At 56.3% G+C, this 17,338-nt stretch carries 18 protein-coding genes; 3 read left to right on the top strand and 15 right to left on the bottom strand.

What is annotated here, in order from left to right:
• Positions 1–91: 91 nt before the first annotated feature.
• The 14 genes from FOC35_RS12200 to FOC35_RS12135 all read right to left on the bottom strand — a co-directional run bounded on the left by FOC35_RS12200 (position 92) and on the right by FOC35_RS12135 (position 12,789).
• Complete coding sequence (locus FOC35_RS12200) at positions 92–1,732, bottom strand: thiamine pyrophosphate-binding protein (protein WP_172569016.1); 1,641 nt, start codon at positions 1,730–1,732, stop codon at positions 92–94.
• 14 nt (positions 1,733–1,746) lie between these two features.
• Entirely contained in the window at positions 1,747–3,216 is a 1,470-nt protein-coding gene (locus FOC35_RS12195; RefSeq protein ID WP_172569015.1) for an aldehyde dehydrogenase, read from the bottom strand.
• A 9-nt stretch (positions 3,217–3,225) separates the two neighbouring features.
• Positions 3,226–3,996: an aspartate dehydrogenase gene (locus FOC35_RS12190; protein ID WP_172569014.1), complete on the bottom strand. Its 771-nt coding sequence runs from the start codon at positions 3,994–3,996 to the stop codon at positions 3,226–3,228.
• A gap of 9 nt (positions 3,997–4,005) precedes the next feature.
• On the bottom strand, positions 4,006–4,800 hold the full coding sequence (locus FOC35_RS12185) for an SDR family oxidoreductase (RefSeq protein ID WP_172569013.1): 795 nt from the start codon (positions 4,798–4,800) through the stop codon (positions 4,006–4,008).
• Positions 4,784–5,554, bottom strand: a complete 771-nt coding sequence (locus tag FOC35_RS12180; protein ID WP_172569012.1) for an alpha/beta fold hydrolase — start codon at positions 5,552–5,554, stop codon at positions 4,784–4,786. Before FOC35_RS12180 ends, FOC35_RS12185 begins: the two co-directional genes overlap by 17 nt.
• A gap of 9 nt (positions 5,555–5,563) precedes the next feature.
• Positions 5,564–6,094, bottom strand: a complete 531-nt coding sequence (locus FOC35_RS12175; protein WP_172569011.1) for a cupin domain-containing protein — start codon at positions 6,092–6,094, stop codon at positions 5,564–5,566.
• Positions 6,095–6,104: 10 nt separating this feature from the next.
• Positions 6,105–7,361: an MFS transporter gene (locus FOC35_RS12170; protein WP_172569010.1), complete on the bottom strand. Its 1,257-nt coding sequence runs from the start codon at positions 7,359–7,361 to the stop codon at positions 6,105–6,107.
• 25 nt (positions 7,362–7,386) lie between these two features.
• A complete protein-coding gene (locus tag FOC35_RS12165; RefSeq protein ID WP_172569009.1) occupies positions 7,387–8,574 on the bottom strand; it encodes an NAD(P)/FAD-dependent oxidoreductase in 1,188 nt (395 codons plus the stop codon).
• Complete coding sequence (locus tag FOC35_RS12160) at positions 8,571–9,497, bottom strand: VOC family protein (RefSeq protein WP_172569008.1); 927 nt, start codon at positions 9,495–9,497, stop codon at positions 8,571–8,573. The genes FOC35_RS12165 and FOC35_RS12160 overlap by 4 nt, the downstream gene beginning before the upstream one ends.
• A 78-nt stretch (positions 9,498–9,575) precedes the next feature.
• Positions 9,576–10,364: an IclR family transcriptional regulator gene (locus FOC35_RS12155; RefSeq protein ID WP_016538144.1), complete on the bottom strand. Its 789-nt coding sequence runs from the start codon at positions 10,362–10,364 to the stop codon at positions 9,576–9,578.
• Positions 10,365–10,378: 14 nt separating this feature from the next.
• The gene (locus FOC35_RS12150) at positions 10,379–11,128 is read right to left on the bottom strand and encodes an SDR family oxidoreductase (protein ID WP_172569007.1); all 750 of its coding nucleotides are present in this window, start codon (positions 11,126–11,128) and stop codon (positions 10,379–10,381) included.
• On the bottom strand, positions 11,128–12,150 hold the full coding sequence (locus FOC35_RS12145; protein ID WP_172569006.1) for an aromatic ring-hydroxylating dioxygenase subunit alpha: 1,023 nt from the start codon (positions 12,148–12,150) through the stop codon (positions 11,128–11,130). Before FOC35_RS12145 ends, FOC35_RS12150 begins: the two co-directional genes overlap by 1 nt.
• 10 nt (positions 12,151–12,160) lie before the next feature.
• Entirely contained in the window at positions 12,161–12,469 is a 309-nt protein-coding gene (locus FOC35_RS12140) for a recombinase-like helix-turn-helix domain-containing protein (protein ID WP_016538147.1), read from the bottom strand.
• On the bottom strand, positions 12,466–12,789 hold the full coding sequence (locus FOC35_RS12135; protein WP_039898812.1) for a non-heme iron oxygenase ferredoxin subunit: 324 nt from the start codon (positions 12,787–12,789) through the stop codon (positions 12,466–12,468). The genes FOC35_RS12140 and FOC35_RS12135 overlap by 4 nt, the downstream gene beginning before the upstream one ends.
• 412 nt (positions 12,790–13,201) lie before the next feature.
• Between FOC35_RS12135 and FOC35_RS12130 the strand changes: the two genes are divergently transcribed.
• Positions 13,202–14,413 (top strand): MFS transporter, encoded by a 1,212-nt coding sequence (locus FOC35_RS12130; RefSeq protein WP_172570358.1) that lies wholly within the window; start codon positions 13,202–13,204, stop codon positions 14,411–14,413.
• Positions 14,414–14,416: 3 nt separating this feature from the next.
• On the opposite strand, the gene speB is transcribed toward FOC35_RS12130, so the two are convergent.
• Positions 14,417–15,337: an agmatinase gene (gene speB, locus FOC35_RS12125; RefSeq protein WP_016538151.1), complete on the bottom strand. Its 921-nt coding sequence runs from the start codon at positions 15,335–15,337 to the stop codon at positions 14,417–14,419.
• A 323-nt stretch (positions 15,338–15,660) separates the two neighbouring features.
• Between speB and FOC35_RS12120 the strand changes: the two genes are divergently transcribed.
• Together FOC35_RS12120 and FOC35_RS12115 are read left to right on the top strand one after the other, a co-directional pair.
• A complete protein-coding gene (locus FOC35_RS12120) occupies positions 15,661–16,026 on the top strand; it encodes a helix-turn-helix transcriptional regulator (RefSeq protein WP_016538152.1) in 366 nt (121 codons plus the stop codon).
• 2 nt (positions 16,027–16,028) lie between these two features.
• Positions 16,029–17,330 (top strand): type II toxin-antitoxin system HipA family toxin, encoded by a 1,302-nt coding sequence (locus FOC35_RS12115; protein ID WP_172569005.1) that lies wholly within the window; start codon positions 16,029–16,031, stop codon positions 17,328–17,330.
• Positions 17,331–17,338: the final 8 nt, after the last annotated feature.

Raw genomic sequence — 17,338 nt, 5'->3', positions numbered from 1 at the left:
ATTGCAACGAGTTCACCCTGCCCCTGAATATCTGCCTGCTTTCTCCCCGAGCGTACGGGGAGAAAGTCAGGTTGGCAGCACGGCGCAGTGCTCAGTAAAGCGTCTTCTGCGGCGGCCCGGCAAACTTCAGCGCGCCAATCTGCCCCATTCGCACTTCCACCACCGAAGGCCCCGGCATCGCCAGAGCCTCAGTCATCACCGCATCAAAATCCTCGGCCCGCTCCACACTCCAGGCTTGTAATCCTATCGCCTGCGCCAGTAGGGTAAAGTCCGGCGTATGCAGTTCGTTATAATACTGCCGCCCGCCGAAATACTTATCCTGAATGCCACGCATCACGCCGTAACCGCCGTCGTTCATCACCAGCAGCGTGACATTGGCTTTCTCCTGCGCCAGCGTCGCCAGTTCCCCCAGGTTCAGGCTCAGCCCGCCATCACCGACCAGCCCCACCACTTTACGTTGTGGATTAGCAATTGCGGTGCCGATGGCCATCGGCAGGCCCATACCGATAGCCCCCGCCAGGGAATGGATGTTCATCAATGGCCCATGAGCACGGAACAGGCGGCTGCCCCACAGACTGCCGGAAACGGTGATATCGCGAACCAGCAGGCCATCCGCCGGTAATGCTTTCTCAATAGCATCGTTGAGCTTCGCATAAGCACCGCACTGTTCCCGCAGCCCCTGCTCCGCTTTTGCAACCGCCTCCTGCACCTGAGCATCCCACCGGGCGCTGCCCCATTCACGCCCCTGTGCTTTATCCGCCAGAGCGGCTAGCAGCGCAGAACAATCAGCCACAAGCGTATTATCCATAAGATAGTTACGGCTCGCCGCCGCTGGATCGATATCAACCTGCACGCGTGGATGCGGCAGTTCAAGCGTCCAGGAGCGGGTTTCATTGCTGCGCAGGCGTGAACCGGCCACCAGCGTAAAGTCGCACTGCGCGATGAGTGCCTCAACCGACGGCGAGTTATGGAACGCACGCAGGCTGGCACGATGGCTGTCCGCCAGCACGCCGCGCGCATGGGTACTGGAGATAACGGTGATCCCTGCATCCGCCAGTTTTTTCACGGCGCCAACACTTCCCAGCGCCCCGCCGCCCAGCCAGAGTAGCGGCTGTCTGGCCTGTTTAAGCTGAGCCCAGAGCGTATCGACAACTTCTGCATCAAAGGTAGAAACCTGAATTGGTTTCACCGGGGCCGTCACCAGGGACAGCGGGATTTTCGCGCTCTGAATATCAATCGGGATTTCGACAGAAACCGGCCCGCACGGCGGCGTCTGCGCCTCCTGAATGGCTTTGTGCAATATTGCCATCGCCTGGTTGGCATTGCTGATGCGATACGCGCGCTTTGAACTGGCCTTCAGGAAGGTCAGCTGGTCGCGGGTTTCGTGGATAAAGCCAGTATCGGCATCAAGCCAGGCCTTCTCCACCTGGCCGGTCAGGTGCAGCAGCGGCGTGCAGGCATTCATCGCCTCAACCAGCGCGCCAACCGCGTTACCTGCGCCAGCACCGGTACTCGTCAGCGCCACGCCCAGGCCGGAAAAACGCCCGTGGGCATCGGCCATAGTCACAGAGCCAGCTTCACCACGCGCCGGAACAAAGCGAATATTACCCCGCTGCCCCACCGCATCCGCTATCGGCAAATTATGAATAGAGATGACGCCATAAATGGCATCAACCTGATACTGCTCCAGCGTTCTGGCGATGGCATCGCCGACGGTTATCATTTCACTCATTGCTCACCCTTTTCTCAGTCGCACCAGTGGTTGACGCCGTTGCCCGTCGCCAGATAAATGCTCTTTTGCTGCATCCAGGCTTTCAGCCCCTGAATGCCCTTTTCGCGGCCCAGACCGCTCTCTTTAAAGCCCCCAAACGGGGTCGAAATTGCAAAGACTTTGTAGGTGTTAATCCACACAGTGCCTGCTTCCAGCTTCTCGCTCAGGCGCAGAGCCCGACCGGTATCCCGCGTCCAGATACCTGCCGCAAGGCCGTAAACCGAGTCATTAGCCTCGCGAATCAACGCCGCTTCATCGCTAAAAGGCATGGCGACCAGCACCGGGCCGAAGATCTCTTCCTGGCAGGCGCGGGCGCTATTCCTCAGCCCTTCAACGATCGTAGGCTGGAAGAAACTGCCGGTTGCCAATTGCGGATCGGCCGGGATCTCCCCGCCGCATAGCACGCGGCCCCCCTCACGCTTCGCCAGTTCAACGTACTCCTGTACGCTCTGACGATGCTTCTCGTTAATCAACGGCCCCATATGCACGCCGTCAGTGAAGGGATGGCCGATGCGCAGCCCGCGAGTGATTTCCAACAGGCGCGCCATCAGTTGCGGATAAACGCTTTCATGAATAAACAGGCGTGAACCGGCGATGCATGCCTGTCCTGCCGAGCTGAAAATGCCGTAGCAGATCCCGCGTGCGGCCTGCTCAATATCAGCATCTTCCAAAACGATGGTCGGGGATTTACCGCCCAGTTCGAGCGAGGCAGGAATAAGCTTTTCTGCCGCTACGTGCGCCAGATGGCGGCCTGTAGTGGTGCCACCGGTAAAAGAGATCTTCCGTACCTTAGGGTGACGTGCCAGCGCATCGCCGATCGTCGAACCCTTGCCCGGCAATACGCTCAGCAGCCCGGCAGGCAGCCCGGCCTGTTCAAAAATACGCGCCAGCTCCAGCGCCATCAGCGGCGTGGCTTCGGCGGGTTTGAGGATCACCGCATTACCGGCTGCAATGGCCGGGGCGACTTTTTGCATTTCGCTGGCAATCGGCGAATTCCACGGCGTAATCGCTGCCACCACGCCAAGCGGCTCATAGCGGCTTAGCGTCAGTAAGTCAGCCTGCCGTGGCGTGGGCAATTCACCCTCCAGCAGCTCGCAGGCAGCAGCAAAATAGCGCGCAGTTCCCGCCGCGCTCATCACCAGCCCGCGCGCTTCCGCCAGAGGTTTACCGTTATCGCGGCTCTGCATGCGCGCCAGGTCATCGAGGCGAGACTCAATCAGATCCGCCACCCTGTGCAGGATCTTCGCGCGGTTGTGAGGCAGACTATTTCGCCATGCAGGATCGCGCCATGCGCGCTCTCCGGCCGCAATAGCATCCTGCAGATCTTCCAGACTTGCTGCGTTCAGCGTGGCGTTAAGCGAACCATCAGCAGGAAAATAACTTTGCAGCAAGTTACCGCCGCCGCGCCGCCACTGCCCGCCAATAAAAATATTCAACTCTTCCATCGTAGCTCCTCAGCGCTTTGCCAGTTCGCGGCAGGCGCGTACCGCGCTGAGTGCCGCCAGAGTGGAGGTTTTCGGATTGCTGGCAAGCGGCAGGCCGCTCAGCTCGAGATGAAACTCACCAAACCCCCCTTCGACGTGCAGCGTGTGGGTATTGCGTTTCGTGGCCGGGTCAACCATCAGCTGTACGCGGGTGTCATCCATCCCAATGCCGCCGAGCGCCACGGTCGCAGCAACGTTGGCGTTAGCCGGAAACAGGCGCGCCGCTTCACGGGCGCTGCCTTCAAAGAAAACCTGCGCTTCAGATACTGCATTAAGATCGATAAGTTGCTCAGCGTAGCTGCCGCGCCAGCTTGCCGGGCTTTTGCGCGACCGATAGGTCACTCGTTCAAGCCCGCCCTCTTTTGCCGCAGCCAGCCCATCTATACCTGCCACGGCGCCGGAGAGCAGCGTCAGATTGCCGCCCGCATTAAGCAGGCGTTGTTCCAGCGCGCTATCTGCCAGCGCGCCGGTAGAGATCACCGCCAGATCCCAGCCTCGACGCAAAATCTCTTCGCCGTACTGCGCCACCGCCTGCTGGCTGGCACACTCCAGCACCAGGTCGGGCGTATCAGCGCACTCCATCGGCGAGGTCAGCGCCTCCACCGCACCACCAAACTGCGATCGGATCGCGGCATGGTGAGATTCACGAGCCACAATCCAGCCGATGGAAACCTGAGCAGGCAGGCGCTCAATCACCGCCTGCGCCATTGCCCCATAGCCAATTAACATGATCTTTTTCATGATGCTTCCTTACAGATGGCGACAAAAACCGCCGGAAACGTCCAGCGCGGCACCCGTGGTAAACGAGGCCAGCGGCGAGGCCAGGAACAGCAGCGCCTGGGCAGGCTCCTGCGGCTTGCCCAGGCGGGCCATAGGAATACCGCGTTTACGGGCAATATCTGCCGTCCACTCCGGCCAGCTCTGGCTTTTATCCGCACGATTTTCAAAGCGACGCTGCCACTGCCCGGACTCCACCATGCCAAGAAGAATCGAGTTCACCCGAATACCTTTACTCACCAATTCTTTTGAGAGCGTAAGGGTCATGTTCAACAGCGCCGCACGGGCCGCAGAGGTGGCGATCATGTGCTCCTCCGGCTGGAGTGCCAGCAGTGAGTTCACGCAGGTAATCGAGGCGATATCCGATTGCTCCAGCTGCGGCTGAAACGCCTGAACGGGGTTGATGACGCCGAACAGCTTGAGCCCGGCTTCGTGCAACCATGCCTCACGCGGAGTCTCATTGAAGTGCGCAACATAGCCCTGCCCGGCGTTGTTGATCAGCATATCTACCGCGCCAAAGCGAGATTTCACCGCATCTGCAAACGCCAGTACCTCATCAGCATTCAGCACATCGCAGCGATAAGAGAAAATCTCCCCGCTGGGGTATTCGTTTTGCAGCGCAGCGTGCGCGCTGGCGAGCCGGTCCTGGTCGCGGCCACAGAAGGCGACTTTTGCCCCTTCACCCAGCAGCAGGCGCAGCGTTTCAAAGCCAATGCCGGAAGAACCGCCGGTGACTACCGCTACGCGCCCGTCAATTTGTGCATTCATCGCGCACCTCTTCGTTAATGCGTAAAAGCTGTTGGTTAAAAAACGCGTCGTTATCGATATAGCTGGCGTGCCCGGCCTGCGGAATGACGATAAACGGCATGCCATAACGCAGCGCCAACCCCTGTACCAGCTCCAGCTGCGTGATGGCATCCTGCTCACCGCACCAGACTTCAAACGCACCGGAGCAACGCTTCAGCCAACCGTGAATATCGTCGTGTACCAGCATCCAGGCAGCGGCCAGATAGCCATCGGGGTTAAGCTTGCGCATCCCCGCCGCTATCGTGGCGATATCTTCCGCACTCGCGCCGGGGCGCAGCAGCTTCGCGGCCCGGGTTTGCGCCAGAATTTCACCGCCGAGCGCCATCTGTTGCTCACGGTTGCGCCACACCTGCTCGCGCTGTTCCGCCGCGGCCTGGCCGTATCCTTGAGCGGCATCCGCCAACACCAGATGCAGTACGCGCTCCGGGTACTTCGCGGCAAACGCGCTGGCGACCAGCGCGCCCAGAGAATGGCCAACCAGCACCGCCCGCCAGATGCCAGCGCGGTCGAGCATCGCGGCCAGCGCCTCGGCATAATCCCCGGCATTCGCAGGCTCAACCGCCAGCATTGGGCTTTCGCCGTAACCGGGCATGTCCCACGCCAGCACGCGAAAACCTTTCAGCGACATCTGCTTATGCCAGGAAGCTGCGCCTGAACTGATGCCATGCAGTAACATCAGCGGAATGCCGCTTCCCTGTTCACGAAACCCCGTCATAGCGCCCCCCTAGTTCCGCTTCACTTTTGATAGCGGATGATCTTCCGGGTAGGTTGGGATATGCGGCTTCTGAGTACCGAGCATCACGCACATCAGCGCCTCTTCTTCACCGTGATTAAACAGCCCGCGATAGATACCCGGCGGCACGGAAATAAGATCGCGCTCGCGCAGCACGGTTTCGGTGTAGTTATCGCCATCCTGAATCATCAGGGTGATTTGCCCTTTGAGCATGAAGAAGACTTCCTCCACATCATCGTGCAGGTGCAGGGGTCCTTCGCACTTCGATGGCAGCACCATGGTAGAGAAGGTAAAGTGCTCCGCCTGAACGGTGTTGGTATCACTCGCCACCCCCGTCGCCCCCGTACCGATGTAACGCATCTGCGCACGGCGGTATTTCGGATCGAAATCGGCCTGAAACTTCAGCGCGTTCCAGTCATATTTACGGCCTTCGAAGCGCGCAATGCGCGACTCGACCCACTCTTCCATCGTCAGGTGTTCAGGTTTAATGCCTGGTTTTGCAGTTATGGTTGAATCAGTCATGACACTCTCCTCAGTAACGTCGCAGCAGCGGCAGTAACAGGACGCAGCCCACCGCCGCCATCACCGCCAGAAAAATCAGCCCGGAATCCATGTTGTGGGTGAAAGCAATTAATGCGCCCATCACCGCTGGCGACAGCGCGCCCGCAAAGTTTCCCAGCCCGTTGAAGATGCCGCCCGCCGTGGCGCTTACCCGTGGGTGAGTAGCCTTCGCCAGCAAGGCGAAAATGTTGGGGGCTCCGGTGCCCCACATAAAAGTGCTAAAGCTCATCGCCGCAATCACGGCCAGCGGAGTATCAAGGTGCATGACCACCACCAGCCCAATAGCCGCCCCTGCCATTGAAATAAAACAGGCGGCGGCGCGTTTATCGACCCGGTCCGAGAGCCATGCGCCAATAATCTCGCCTGCCAGCATGGCGATAAATGGCATCGACGACAGCCAGCCCGCATGCTCAAGATGAATTCCTTTACCTTTAATCAGGTAGCCGGGCAGCCAGCCGTTTATGCCCCACAGGTAGGTGAGAAACGCGATGTTAAAGATGCAGATAATCCAGAAGTGCGGGCTGACAAACAGCTCACGCCGGGCTGCTCGCCGCTCATCCTGCGAAGTCTGTGATGTTGTGGGTTTAGCCTCCAGGCGGATCCCGCGCAGGCCGATACGCACAAAGACAAGCACCGGCAAGGTAAGCAGCGCCATCACGAAGAAGGTGCTCTGCCAGCCGAAGGTGTTAAGCAGCCAGAGGGAAAGCGGAAAACCAATCGCCGCGCCCACCGGCGTACCTAACAGCCACAGCATGGTGGCACGCGCCTGTAAATGCTGCGGGAAGCTATGGCGCACAATGGCGAACGCCAGCGGGAACAGCGGTCCCTCCGCGACGCCCAGCAGGATGCGCAGCACAATCATTAACGTGTAGTTGTGGGTAAAGCCCATCGCCACCATCAGCACGCACCATACCGCCATCATTCCGGTGAGCAGGCGCAGCGGCGCAATTTTGTCCCCCAGCCCGCTTAAAAAGACCGACGAAAAGCCGTAGCTGAGCAGGAAGGCACTCATCAGAATGCCAAGGCGCGTAGTATCAAAATCAATGCCCATCGCCTGCTGGAAATGGCTATCGGAAAATAGCGCCGCAATGCTGATTTTGTCGAAAAACGCCAGCAGTACGCAGGCCAGCAGCGACAGCGGAATAGCCCAGCGTACGGCACCTTCAGGCGTACGGGTGCCCTCACCGCTGGCCTCAACGGGCGCGGTGTTGGTCTCAAATGTGGTCATGTGTCCCCCTACGGGTACGGGTTTGCTATCGCAATGACATCAATGAAAAAGTCGGGTCGGTAAGCGGCACGTCCGATAAGTCCCGCCCCGCCGCCATCCAGCGCTTCGCCAGCTTGACCGTGCGCGCATCATTAAACGCCACCAGTTGCGTCAGTCGCCCATTCTCATCCAGCGAGAAGAACAGCGAATCTTCACGTACTGTCGTTTTGCTGCCCGAGTCCGGAATGCCGAGGATCTGGATATTGTGCTGATATTGATCCGACCACAGCCACGGCGCGTCGTCGTAGCCCGGCGCATCCGGGTTAAGCATCGCTTTGGCCGTCGCCACCGCATGATTCTGGGCAAATGCCCATGATTGAATGCACAGTCCGAAATGATGGTGCTGCGCCACATCGCCCGCAGCAAAGATGAAAGGATCGGATGTGCGGCCCTGCGCATCAACGACAATCCCGCGTTCGGTTTTAAGCCCTGCGTCGCGCGCCAGTTCCAGATTGAGATCGACGCCGATCCCAACCACAACGGCGTCGAAGGTTTCACGTTTACCGCCGCAGTAAATGACCGGCAGACCGTTATTACCCTCAAGCTCCAGCGGGCCGCAGCCGGTACGGATATCCACGCCCTGCTCGCGATGGATTGCGGCTAATCGCTGAGAAACCTCACCGCTTACAGAACGCATGCACAGCGCAGCCTGCTGTTCGAACACCGTGACCACCACGCCGCTTTTGCGCGCGGAGGCAGCAATCTCCAGGCCGATCCAGCCGCCGCCGACAATCGCCAGCGTTTTGCTTTCGGCCAGACGCGCTTTCAGGCGCTGAGCATCCCGCCAGTGGCGCAGAGTGTAGACCTGAGGATGGTTCATCCATGCTTCACCCGGTAGACGCGCCCGCCCTCCGGTGGCGATCAAGAGGATGTTGTACCCAAGAGACTCGCCGTTGCTTAAACGCACCCTTTTAGCATCACGATCGATGGATTCAGCGCGCAAAGGGCGATACCAGGTCAGGTTCAGCGCCCGTTGCGCCTCTTCAGAAAACAGGCGCGGCAGCGCGGCATCGGGTTCCAGTAGCGAAGCTTTGGAGAGCGGCGGGCGCTCGTAGAAATCCCACTCTTCTTCCGCCACTACGCAAATCTCGCCTTGAAAACCTTCATCACGCAGCGTTTTTGCCGCCCAGCCGCCCGCCTGGCCGCCGCCAATAATGACAATGCGCGACGTCATACCGCCTCCAGCTTTTTCTGCTGGCGGCGGGTGTCATGGTCGATTCCGCCTTCCACCGCCCATTCTGTAAAGGAGATCAGAGAGTGCTCAAGCTCGCGCGGCTGCCAGTTTTCGGTCAGGTAATCATCGTTGGTGTAATACTCAAATGCGCCGCCCGCCGGGCTGTTGACGTACCAGAAATAGGCTGAGGAAACCGGATGGCGCCCGGGTCCAATAAAGGTGCTCCAGTTATTTTTGTTCATCGCGATCCCACCGCCGATCACCTCGTGAATATCACGAACGGTAAAGGCCACATGGTTGAGCCCGCGCTTGCGGTTTGGCAGCTGCAACAGGAAGAGATTGTGATGGCCGCCGCGTACGCCGCAGCGCAGGAACACGGCGCGATTGATGTAGCGATCGGAAACCTCAAAGCCCAGTACTTCGCGGTAGAACTTCTCTACCTCAGCAAGCTCTTCGACGAAGAACACAACGTGGCCAACATTGATTGGTTGCGCGCTCCCGTAAACCGGGCTCGGCGTATCAACGCGGCGCACGTCGCCCCACTGATTAATGGGTTCAACAATCAGATTAACCGGCTTCTGCTGGCTCACCTGCACGCGCAGGGTCATGCCATTTGGGTCGAGGCACTCCAGCGCACCGTCAACTTCGCAAAAACCGGGCTGGGATTGCAGCTTCGGACGCAAGGCATCCAGATCTGCCTTCGTGGCGACCGCCCAGGTCATGCGTCGCAGGGTGTTACCTGCTTCAAACGCAGGCGGCAGGTCCGGGTTATCAATTGCATTTAGCTCCACGCGCGCGCCGCTTAAGGTGGTAAAACACCGGCCGTCAGCATCGCCCGCCAGGCCAAAATCATGCATAAATTTGGCGCAGTGCGTCAGGTTATCAACGCCAAATTCCAGCTTTTCAATTCCGGTTATACTCATCGTTCGTTGCCTCATCTGGCCCAAATTGGGCGTAAAACATGCCCGACGCAGTTAAGCGCCTGACGTTAACTCACTGATTTAGCTGGCCTGTGACAAATAACCTAAAAAGCCAGAAATTTTATCGGCCGCCAGACGAACGTCGTTTTGCAGACGTTCACGGTCCGTTTGCGGGATCTCTTCCGACGGCACGAGAATGCTGACTACCGCTGCTACACGCCCGCTGCGGTCATACACCGGATAAACAATGGAGGAGATGCCGTGGCGGAAGAAAGATTCGCCGATCACATAGCCACGGGCTTTGTCCTGTTGCACCATCTGCCACAGGGCTTCGCGGTCGTGAAGCTGCCCGGGCGTGTTGCCAGGCAGGCGCTCGTGCGGGAACAACTGTTCAAAATCAGCGCGAGAAATATCGGTTAACAACATGCGCCCCAGCGACGTGCAGTGCACGGGTAAACGGGTGCCAATACTGACCTGATTGATGCGCGAACCGGCAGCGCTGACGCGAGCGATGTAGATGATGTCCCGCCCGTCCCGAATAGCCAAATGACTGCTGCACTGGCTGATGTCCCGCAGCTGTTCAATCACCGGCTGGCCCACCTGCGCCACATCCAGCGAGGCGATGTACTCAAAGCCCAGCCGCAGCACATTCATGCCCAGCGAGAAGGTATTAGTGCGCGTATTACGCTCCAGAAAACCCATGTACTCCAGCGTCTGCACTACGCGGTAGGCGGTTGCTTTCGGCATATCCACCAGCCGGTGCAGCTCGGCAAAGGTCAGTTCGCGATGCTGCTCGCCGAAGGCCAGCAACAGCTGTAACCCGCGCTCAAGCCCCGGCACCAGATACTTCACTTCCTGATCGTTTGCCATAATCGCTTCACCCGTTAGTTAAAGACAAAACCACCGTTGACCGGAATCAGCTGCCCGGTAATAAACCGCGACAGATCGCTTAACAGCCAGACCACGCTGCCGGTGACGTCCTCCGGCAATTGCGCGCCCGTTAACGCCCGCCCGTTTTCGTACAGCTGATGGCGCTCGGCGGGCACATATTCCGTCGCTTCGACGCGGGTTAACCCGGGCGCAATAGCGTTGATACGAATACGTTTCTCACCCAGCTCACGCGCCATCGAGCGCGTCATGGCAATCACCGCGCCTTTGCTGGCAACATAGGCCATCAGGCGCGGCGCTCCCCACAGTGCGGTGTCAGAAGCAACATTTACAATCCCGCTCCCTTCGCGCATAAGCGGCACCGCAGCGCGCGTCACCAGCCAGGTGCCTTTGACGTTCACGTTCATCACGCGATCCCAGAGATCGGGATCGTAATCGAGCATGTTTACGCCGCCGACGCCCGTTGCCATCGCCGCGTTATTCACCAGGCCGTCAATCTGCCCTTCAGCACCAATCGCGTTGAATACCTGCTCAATAGAGCGCGGATCGGCCAGATCGATAACGTGGGGGACAACCGAATACCCCTGTGCACTGAGCCGGTGCGCACTCTCAGCCAGTTCGCCTTCCAGGATATCGCACATCACCACCGCTGCGCCGTGCTCCGCGCAGGCTTTGGCAAAGTGATAGCCCAGCCCGCGAGCGGCACCGGTCACGACGATACGTTTTCCGCTCAACAGCCCGTTCATCAAGCCGCTCCCTGCGATTCTTCACGAAGAGCCAGCTGCTCTCTGGCCGCTTTTTGCATCATACGGCGCAGGCGGGATAGACCGACGTCGTGCTGGTATAGGTATTCATGTTCGCGGGCATTCGGCGCCATGCTTTCCAGCACCACGCGGTCCTGCTCCAGGACTTCCCAGTGCAGTTTTTCCAGACGGTTGCGGTACATAAAGCGCCACATATCGCGCTGCCAGCCCTGCACGCGGCGAATACGCCAGAAGAAGACGCGGCAGTTGTCGTTATCTTCCGGCACCACCATACCGACGATAAAGAAGTGCCCACCCGGCCCAAAGCGCTTCTTGTAAGGAATCGACAGGCGCATCCATAAAGCGCCGCTGTTGCCCAATTCAACCCAATCGAAGTTAACGCCTGTCTGGCCTTTTTTCTCGAAGATAAAGCCGGTTTTGGTGGGCTGGAGCACCATGTCTGCCTTGCGATCGCCTTCCGCCATTGAGTGTGAAGATGAGTGCAGATAGGTGCCGTGCATCGGGTCCATAACGTTTTCAAGCGCGTACTGGTAATTGCATTGCCATGCGGCAGTACACAGGAAGTTGCTGTAGGTTTCGCCGTCCGCCAGCTCACCCGGGAAGGTCAACTCATCCGGCTGCTGTTCCGCCGTTACGCCAAACCACAGGAAAATGGCGCCGTGCGCTTCCTGCACGTTGTAACTGCGCACGCACTGCTGGCCAACCAGCGGGCATTTGTCCACGGCAGGCACATCTTTCACCTCGCCGTTTCCCGCTACTTCCAGGCCGTGATACCAGCAGGCAATACGGTCGCCGAGGTTCCAGCCCATCGACAAACGTGCGCCACGGTGTGGACAACGGTCTTCCAGGGCCTGAACCTGGCCATCTTTATTCCGCCAGACCACAATCTGCTCGCCCAGGCGGGTAATGCCCACCGGCGCAGACTGCACTTCCCAGCTTGCCAGTACCGGATACCAGAGGCCACGCAGACCTTTATCAAGATAGTGTTGTACGGTAGTCGTCATCGCGTTGCCCTCAATAGCCGTTAACCTGTAAGAATGCCTGGAAGCTGGCTTCGTTCCACGGCTCGCCTTGTAGATCGTGCATCCGCACCGCGTTCAGCCCCTTGACCAATTCCGGTAAGGTTTCCACTCCCTGCTCAAAGAGATCTTCCAGCGTGGCGATAAGGTTCACTTCCCAGTTTTCCGGGACGCGGCTGCGGGTCTGCCAGATAAGATTCTGGTAATCACCCGGCTTATGGATGGCACCGTTACCGCCTTCTGCCGGAGGGGTAAACTGGCGGCTTTCCGGCAGCGCCGGGTTGAAGTTCAGGGTATCGCTCATGCCACGGTCTCCTCGACAAAGGTAATCTGGATCTGGTTTTCAACTATGCGAACCGGGAAGCGGTTCAGATTGCGTCCGCCGGGGCCATGCAGGCACTGGCCGGTTTTTACGTCGAAAACCGCCTCATGCAGCGGGCACTCCACCTTACCGTCCTCAACGAAGCCCTGGCTCAGCAGCGCATAAGCATGGGGGCATACGTCTTCCAGGGCGTAATATTCACCGTCAATCAAATAAACGCCGATCTCTTTGCCTTCGACATTGCCGCTAAAAGGGAAATCTTCCTGTACTTGCTCTGCGTCACATACGCCTATCCAGCTCATCACGATCCTCCAGGCTTTTGTTTCATATATGAAACTCTGTTTCTTATTTAATACGGTCAATATAAAAGCGATGACGTTTTCGTCAAGCTGATTTGTGAATCATTTGTTAATGGAAGGGGGTTTAATTATCTATCTGTGCAAGCGATCACGAAAAAATGCAGAAATATGAAAACTTCATTCTTCAGGCGTGACTGATGAGCCTTATTAGCGCCCTGTACTTTGAATAAAAAATATTGACTTATTTTCCACTTCCTTCTTAAAAATAAATTAACGGAAATGGAGGATGTTTCACCCATGAAACAATTTTTAATTTTATTGTTTATAAACAATGAGTTTCACAGGTGAACCATTTTAGCATCGTGATAATCACACTCATAAAAATATAAATAAATCAGAATATAAGGCGGACATGATGACGGCAAGATGGCAAGGCACAATAGCACTATTGCTGCTTATTATTATTTCCTACATCGACCGGGTAAATATTTCGGTAATGATTTTAAATCCGGAATTTGCCGAACATTTTCAGCTAAATGAAAACAGAATGTTACAGGGGATGCTGATGACCTTCTTTCTCCTGGGTTATGGTTTTTCAGCTTTGTTATTAACTCCGGTTATTGAAAGCAAATTACAATATCGGCAGGGATTATTAAGCAGTATTGCGATTTGGGCTGTGGTTTGCGCAATTTCTCCGCTTCTGGGCTCGCTAATGGGAATGCTCATCGCACGCGGGGTTCTGGGCATTGCCGAAGGGCCACTTTTTTCGCTAAAAACGCGCTTTATCAGCGATAACTTCAAGGCTGAAGAGATCGGAAAACCCAATGCTGTTACCGCCCTGGGCGTCTCTCTCGGGCTGGCCGTGGGCTTTCCGCTGGTCACCTGGTTGATGACACATCTGGGGTGGGCCGGCTCGTTTTATGCCCTGGCGGTAATGAATCTGGTACTGGGTGGAGGGTTAATCTGGCGGTTCCTGCCTGCTCCACGCAGTACGGCGAGGATGAAAAAACCGGGGATCGTGCAGACATTTACGCTTGCCTGGCAAACGCCGCTGCTGGGGTGGACGCTGCTGGTTGAAATTGCCACGTTAAGTTATCTCTGGGGCAGCAGCGCCTGGCTGCCCGCGTGGCTTCGTGATGAGCACCACTTCTCGCTGCATGCGACGGGAATGTTAGCGGCCATTCCTTTTCTGCTGAGTCTGGGCTCGAAATTCCTTGGCGGGGTACTGCTCGACAAGATGCGCCCGGAACAAGCGCCAGTGCTATTTGTGGTGGGCGGCTTGCTGACCGCACTGTCCGTTATCGCGCTGATGCTGAGCCACCAGCCATCATGGCTTGCGCTGTTTATGCTCTCAGCGAATATCTTCTGGGGGCTACAGGGTGCCGCCATTCCAGCGGTAATCCAGCATCATGCCGCGCGGGAAGCGGTCGGTAGTGCATATGGAGTAATCAATGGGCTCGGCAACATCTGCGCGGCATTTATTCCGCTGCTGATGGGGATAGTGATGAAATCGGTAGGGTCGGTCAGTTCAGGTTTTTCGGTGCTGGTTGTATCGCAGGTTATTACCCTGCTGGCGGGAGGAATGTTGCTGCTGCGCATGCATCGCGCAGCAGCAATTAGCGCGTAAGGTTTACTCGCCTTTTTTAGCGGCCTGGATGTACAGCATTTCCAGCGCCAGGGTAGCGGCGGCCAGGGCAGTGATTTCAGACTGGTCGTAGGCCGGGGCCACTTCCACAACATCCATTCCGACGATATTCAAATCTTTCAGGCCGCGTACCAGCTTCAGAGCGCGGTCGGTCGTCAGACCACCGATAACCGGCGTGCCGGTGCCAGGAGCGAATGCCGGGTCCAGACAGTCGATATCGAAGGTCAGGTAAACCGGCATATCACCAACGATTTTCTTAACCTGCGCCAGAATATCGTCCACGCCGCGATCGTTAACCTGGCCCGCGTCCAGCACGGTAAAACCGTTGTCTTTATCAAACTCGGTACGGATCCCGATTTGCACGGAGTGGTTCGGATCGATCAGGCCTTCGTTTGGCGCGGTATAGAACATGGTGCCGTGATCGAACTCGCAGCCGTTAGCGTAGGTATCGGTGTGGGCATCAAAATGCACCAGCGCCATTTTACCGAAGTGCTTAGCATGGGCGCGCAGCAGCGGCAGAGTCACAAAGTGGTCGCCACCGAAGGAGAGCATACGCTTGCCGGAAGCCAGCAGACGCTCGGCGTGAGCCTGGAGATTTTCACTCATCTCGCGGGCATCGCCGAAGGCATATACCAGGTCGCCGCAGTCCACAACGTTCAGGCGCTCGCGCATGTCGAAGTTCCACGGGAAGCGGTTGCCTTCCCATGCCAGGTTAGTGGATACCTGACGAATCGCTGCCGGGCCGTGACGACCACCCGCGCGACCGGAGGTTGCCGCATCAAACGGAACGCCGGTGATAACCCAGTCCGCATCGCTATCGTACGGCTGGAAGTTCAGCGGGAAACGTAAAAAACCAAAGGCATTAGATACCAGGGAGTTATCGTATTTGTGGCCTAAGGTGCTCATTGTCTGACCTCTCGGTTGGGGTTAGTCGATATCAAAAAAAATCCCCTCCGCGTCGTTAAACCCGACGAGGAAGGGATTGGATTCGGTACTGCTTATATTGTGCGGATTATCGCCGCAATCGGGTCAGGGTTCAATAGATGAAGAGAGTATGATTCGAAACACGGTGCAGCACAAAAAAAGGTAATATTTTACCCTCAAGCACCAAAAACAATCATTAAAGGGTAATCTACTACCCCTCAAACAATAAATAAGCACACTTAAAAAAAGAGTAGTAAACTACCTAAAACAAGCATAAAACGCCATTGAAAGGTAGAATTTGACCCATGAAAGAATTTTCGAAAACGCTGACTGATAGTGCTCTGGCCGGGATGCTGTTCACCCGAATAGAAGCTCGCCGCAAAACAATGAAAATAACCCAGCTCATGCTGGCAGAGCGGATAGGAATAACACCAAAGACCTACCGCTCACTAAAAACGGGCTCATGCAACTTACTCATATTTATTGCCGTTCTTCGCGAACTACAGTTGCTGGATAATTTTAATCACCTGATCCCCTCCCCCACTATACGCCCGGCAGAAGTATGGTCTCAGGTTTCCCCGACAGGTAAAAAAGCAGCGTCAACATCAGCGCAAATGATCAAAATCCGCAGCATGATGGAGCGGCGAAAAAAACTCAAAACAGGGGAATAACGATGATTACCCAGGCTTGCAAGGTTCAGTTCTCCGGGGTTGACGTAGGAACCCTGGCCATTACGGAAGATTCACCGTGGGTATCTTTTGAGTATGATGCCGCGTGGGTAGCAGAAGGCTTTTCATTATCACCTTTACACATGCCCTTGACGAAAGCACCACAAAATTTTCCCTCACTGTCTTTTGAAACCTATCGGGGCCTCCCCTCGGTGTTTGCCGACTCATTGCCCGATGACTTCGGTAACGCCTTGATAAACAGCTGGCTGGCGCGGCAAGGACTGGACAAATCACAATTTGGCGCACTGGACAGGTTGCTTTATACCGGCACACGAGGAATGGGCGCGCTGGAGTATCAGAATGCCATCCAACTTCCGGAAAATAACGGTGACACCCTCCAACTGCCTGCGCTCGTCGAACTGGCGCAAAAAGTTCTGAACGATCGTAACCATGTTGATATTACCGCAAACGAACAAAACGCGATGTCCCACCTATTGCAGGTAGGAACATCAGCAGGTGGAGCCAGGCCGAAAGCCGTCATTGCGGTGAACAAAGACAGAACCCAGATTTTATCCGGACAGGTGGATACTCCTGCCGGATTTGAGCATTATTTATTAAAATTTGATGGTGTTACGGAACACAATACCAATACGGAAACATTTGGCGATCCTAAAGGTTTTGGCCTGATGGAATACAGCTACTCGTTAATGGCGACGGGTTGTGGTATCAACATGTCCCCCTGCGAAATTCTGGCCGAAAATGGTCGTAGTCATTTTATGACCCGCCGTTTCGATCGAGAAGAAAACCAGAAATACCATGTCTTAACACTATGCGGTATGGATCACGCTGACTTCAAAAAACCCGGTTATTACAGCTACGAAGAGCTTCTGGCCGTGGCCCGAAAATTAGCGCTGTCAAACAAAGAGCAGGAACAAATATTCAGGCGTATGGTGTTCAATGTTATTGCCCGCAACCATGACGATCACACCAAAAACACGGCATTTTTAGTAGATGATGACTTTCGCTGGGTCCTGGCTCCGGCTTATGACATTGCCTACAGTTATAAACCGGGCTCGCCCTGGGTAGACAAACATCAGATGACCATTGCCGGTAAACGCGACAATTTTACTCGTGAGGATTTGTTGAGCGTAGGCCAATTGATAGGCAGCCTAACCCCGCGTAAATCCAACAAGATAATTGATGGCATTATTAATGAAGTGCGACGCTGGCCGGAAATAGCCGAAGAAAACCACGTTTTCCCGACTCTTCGGGATGAGATTACCCAAAATCTGGTGCTGGATATTTAAAAAACGAG

Source organism: Cedecea sp. FDAARGOS_727, from assembly GCF_012273235.1.
GTDB lineage: Bacteria > Pseudomonadota > Gammaproteobacteria > Enterobacterales > Enterobacteriaceae > Cedecea > Cedecea davisae.
This window is presented reverse-complemented; position numbering and strand designations above follow the sequence as displayed.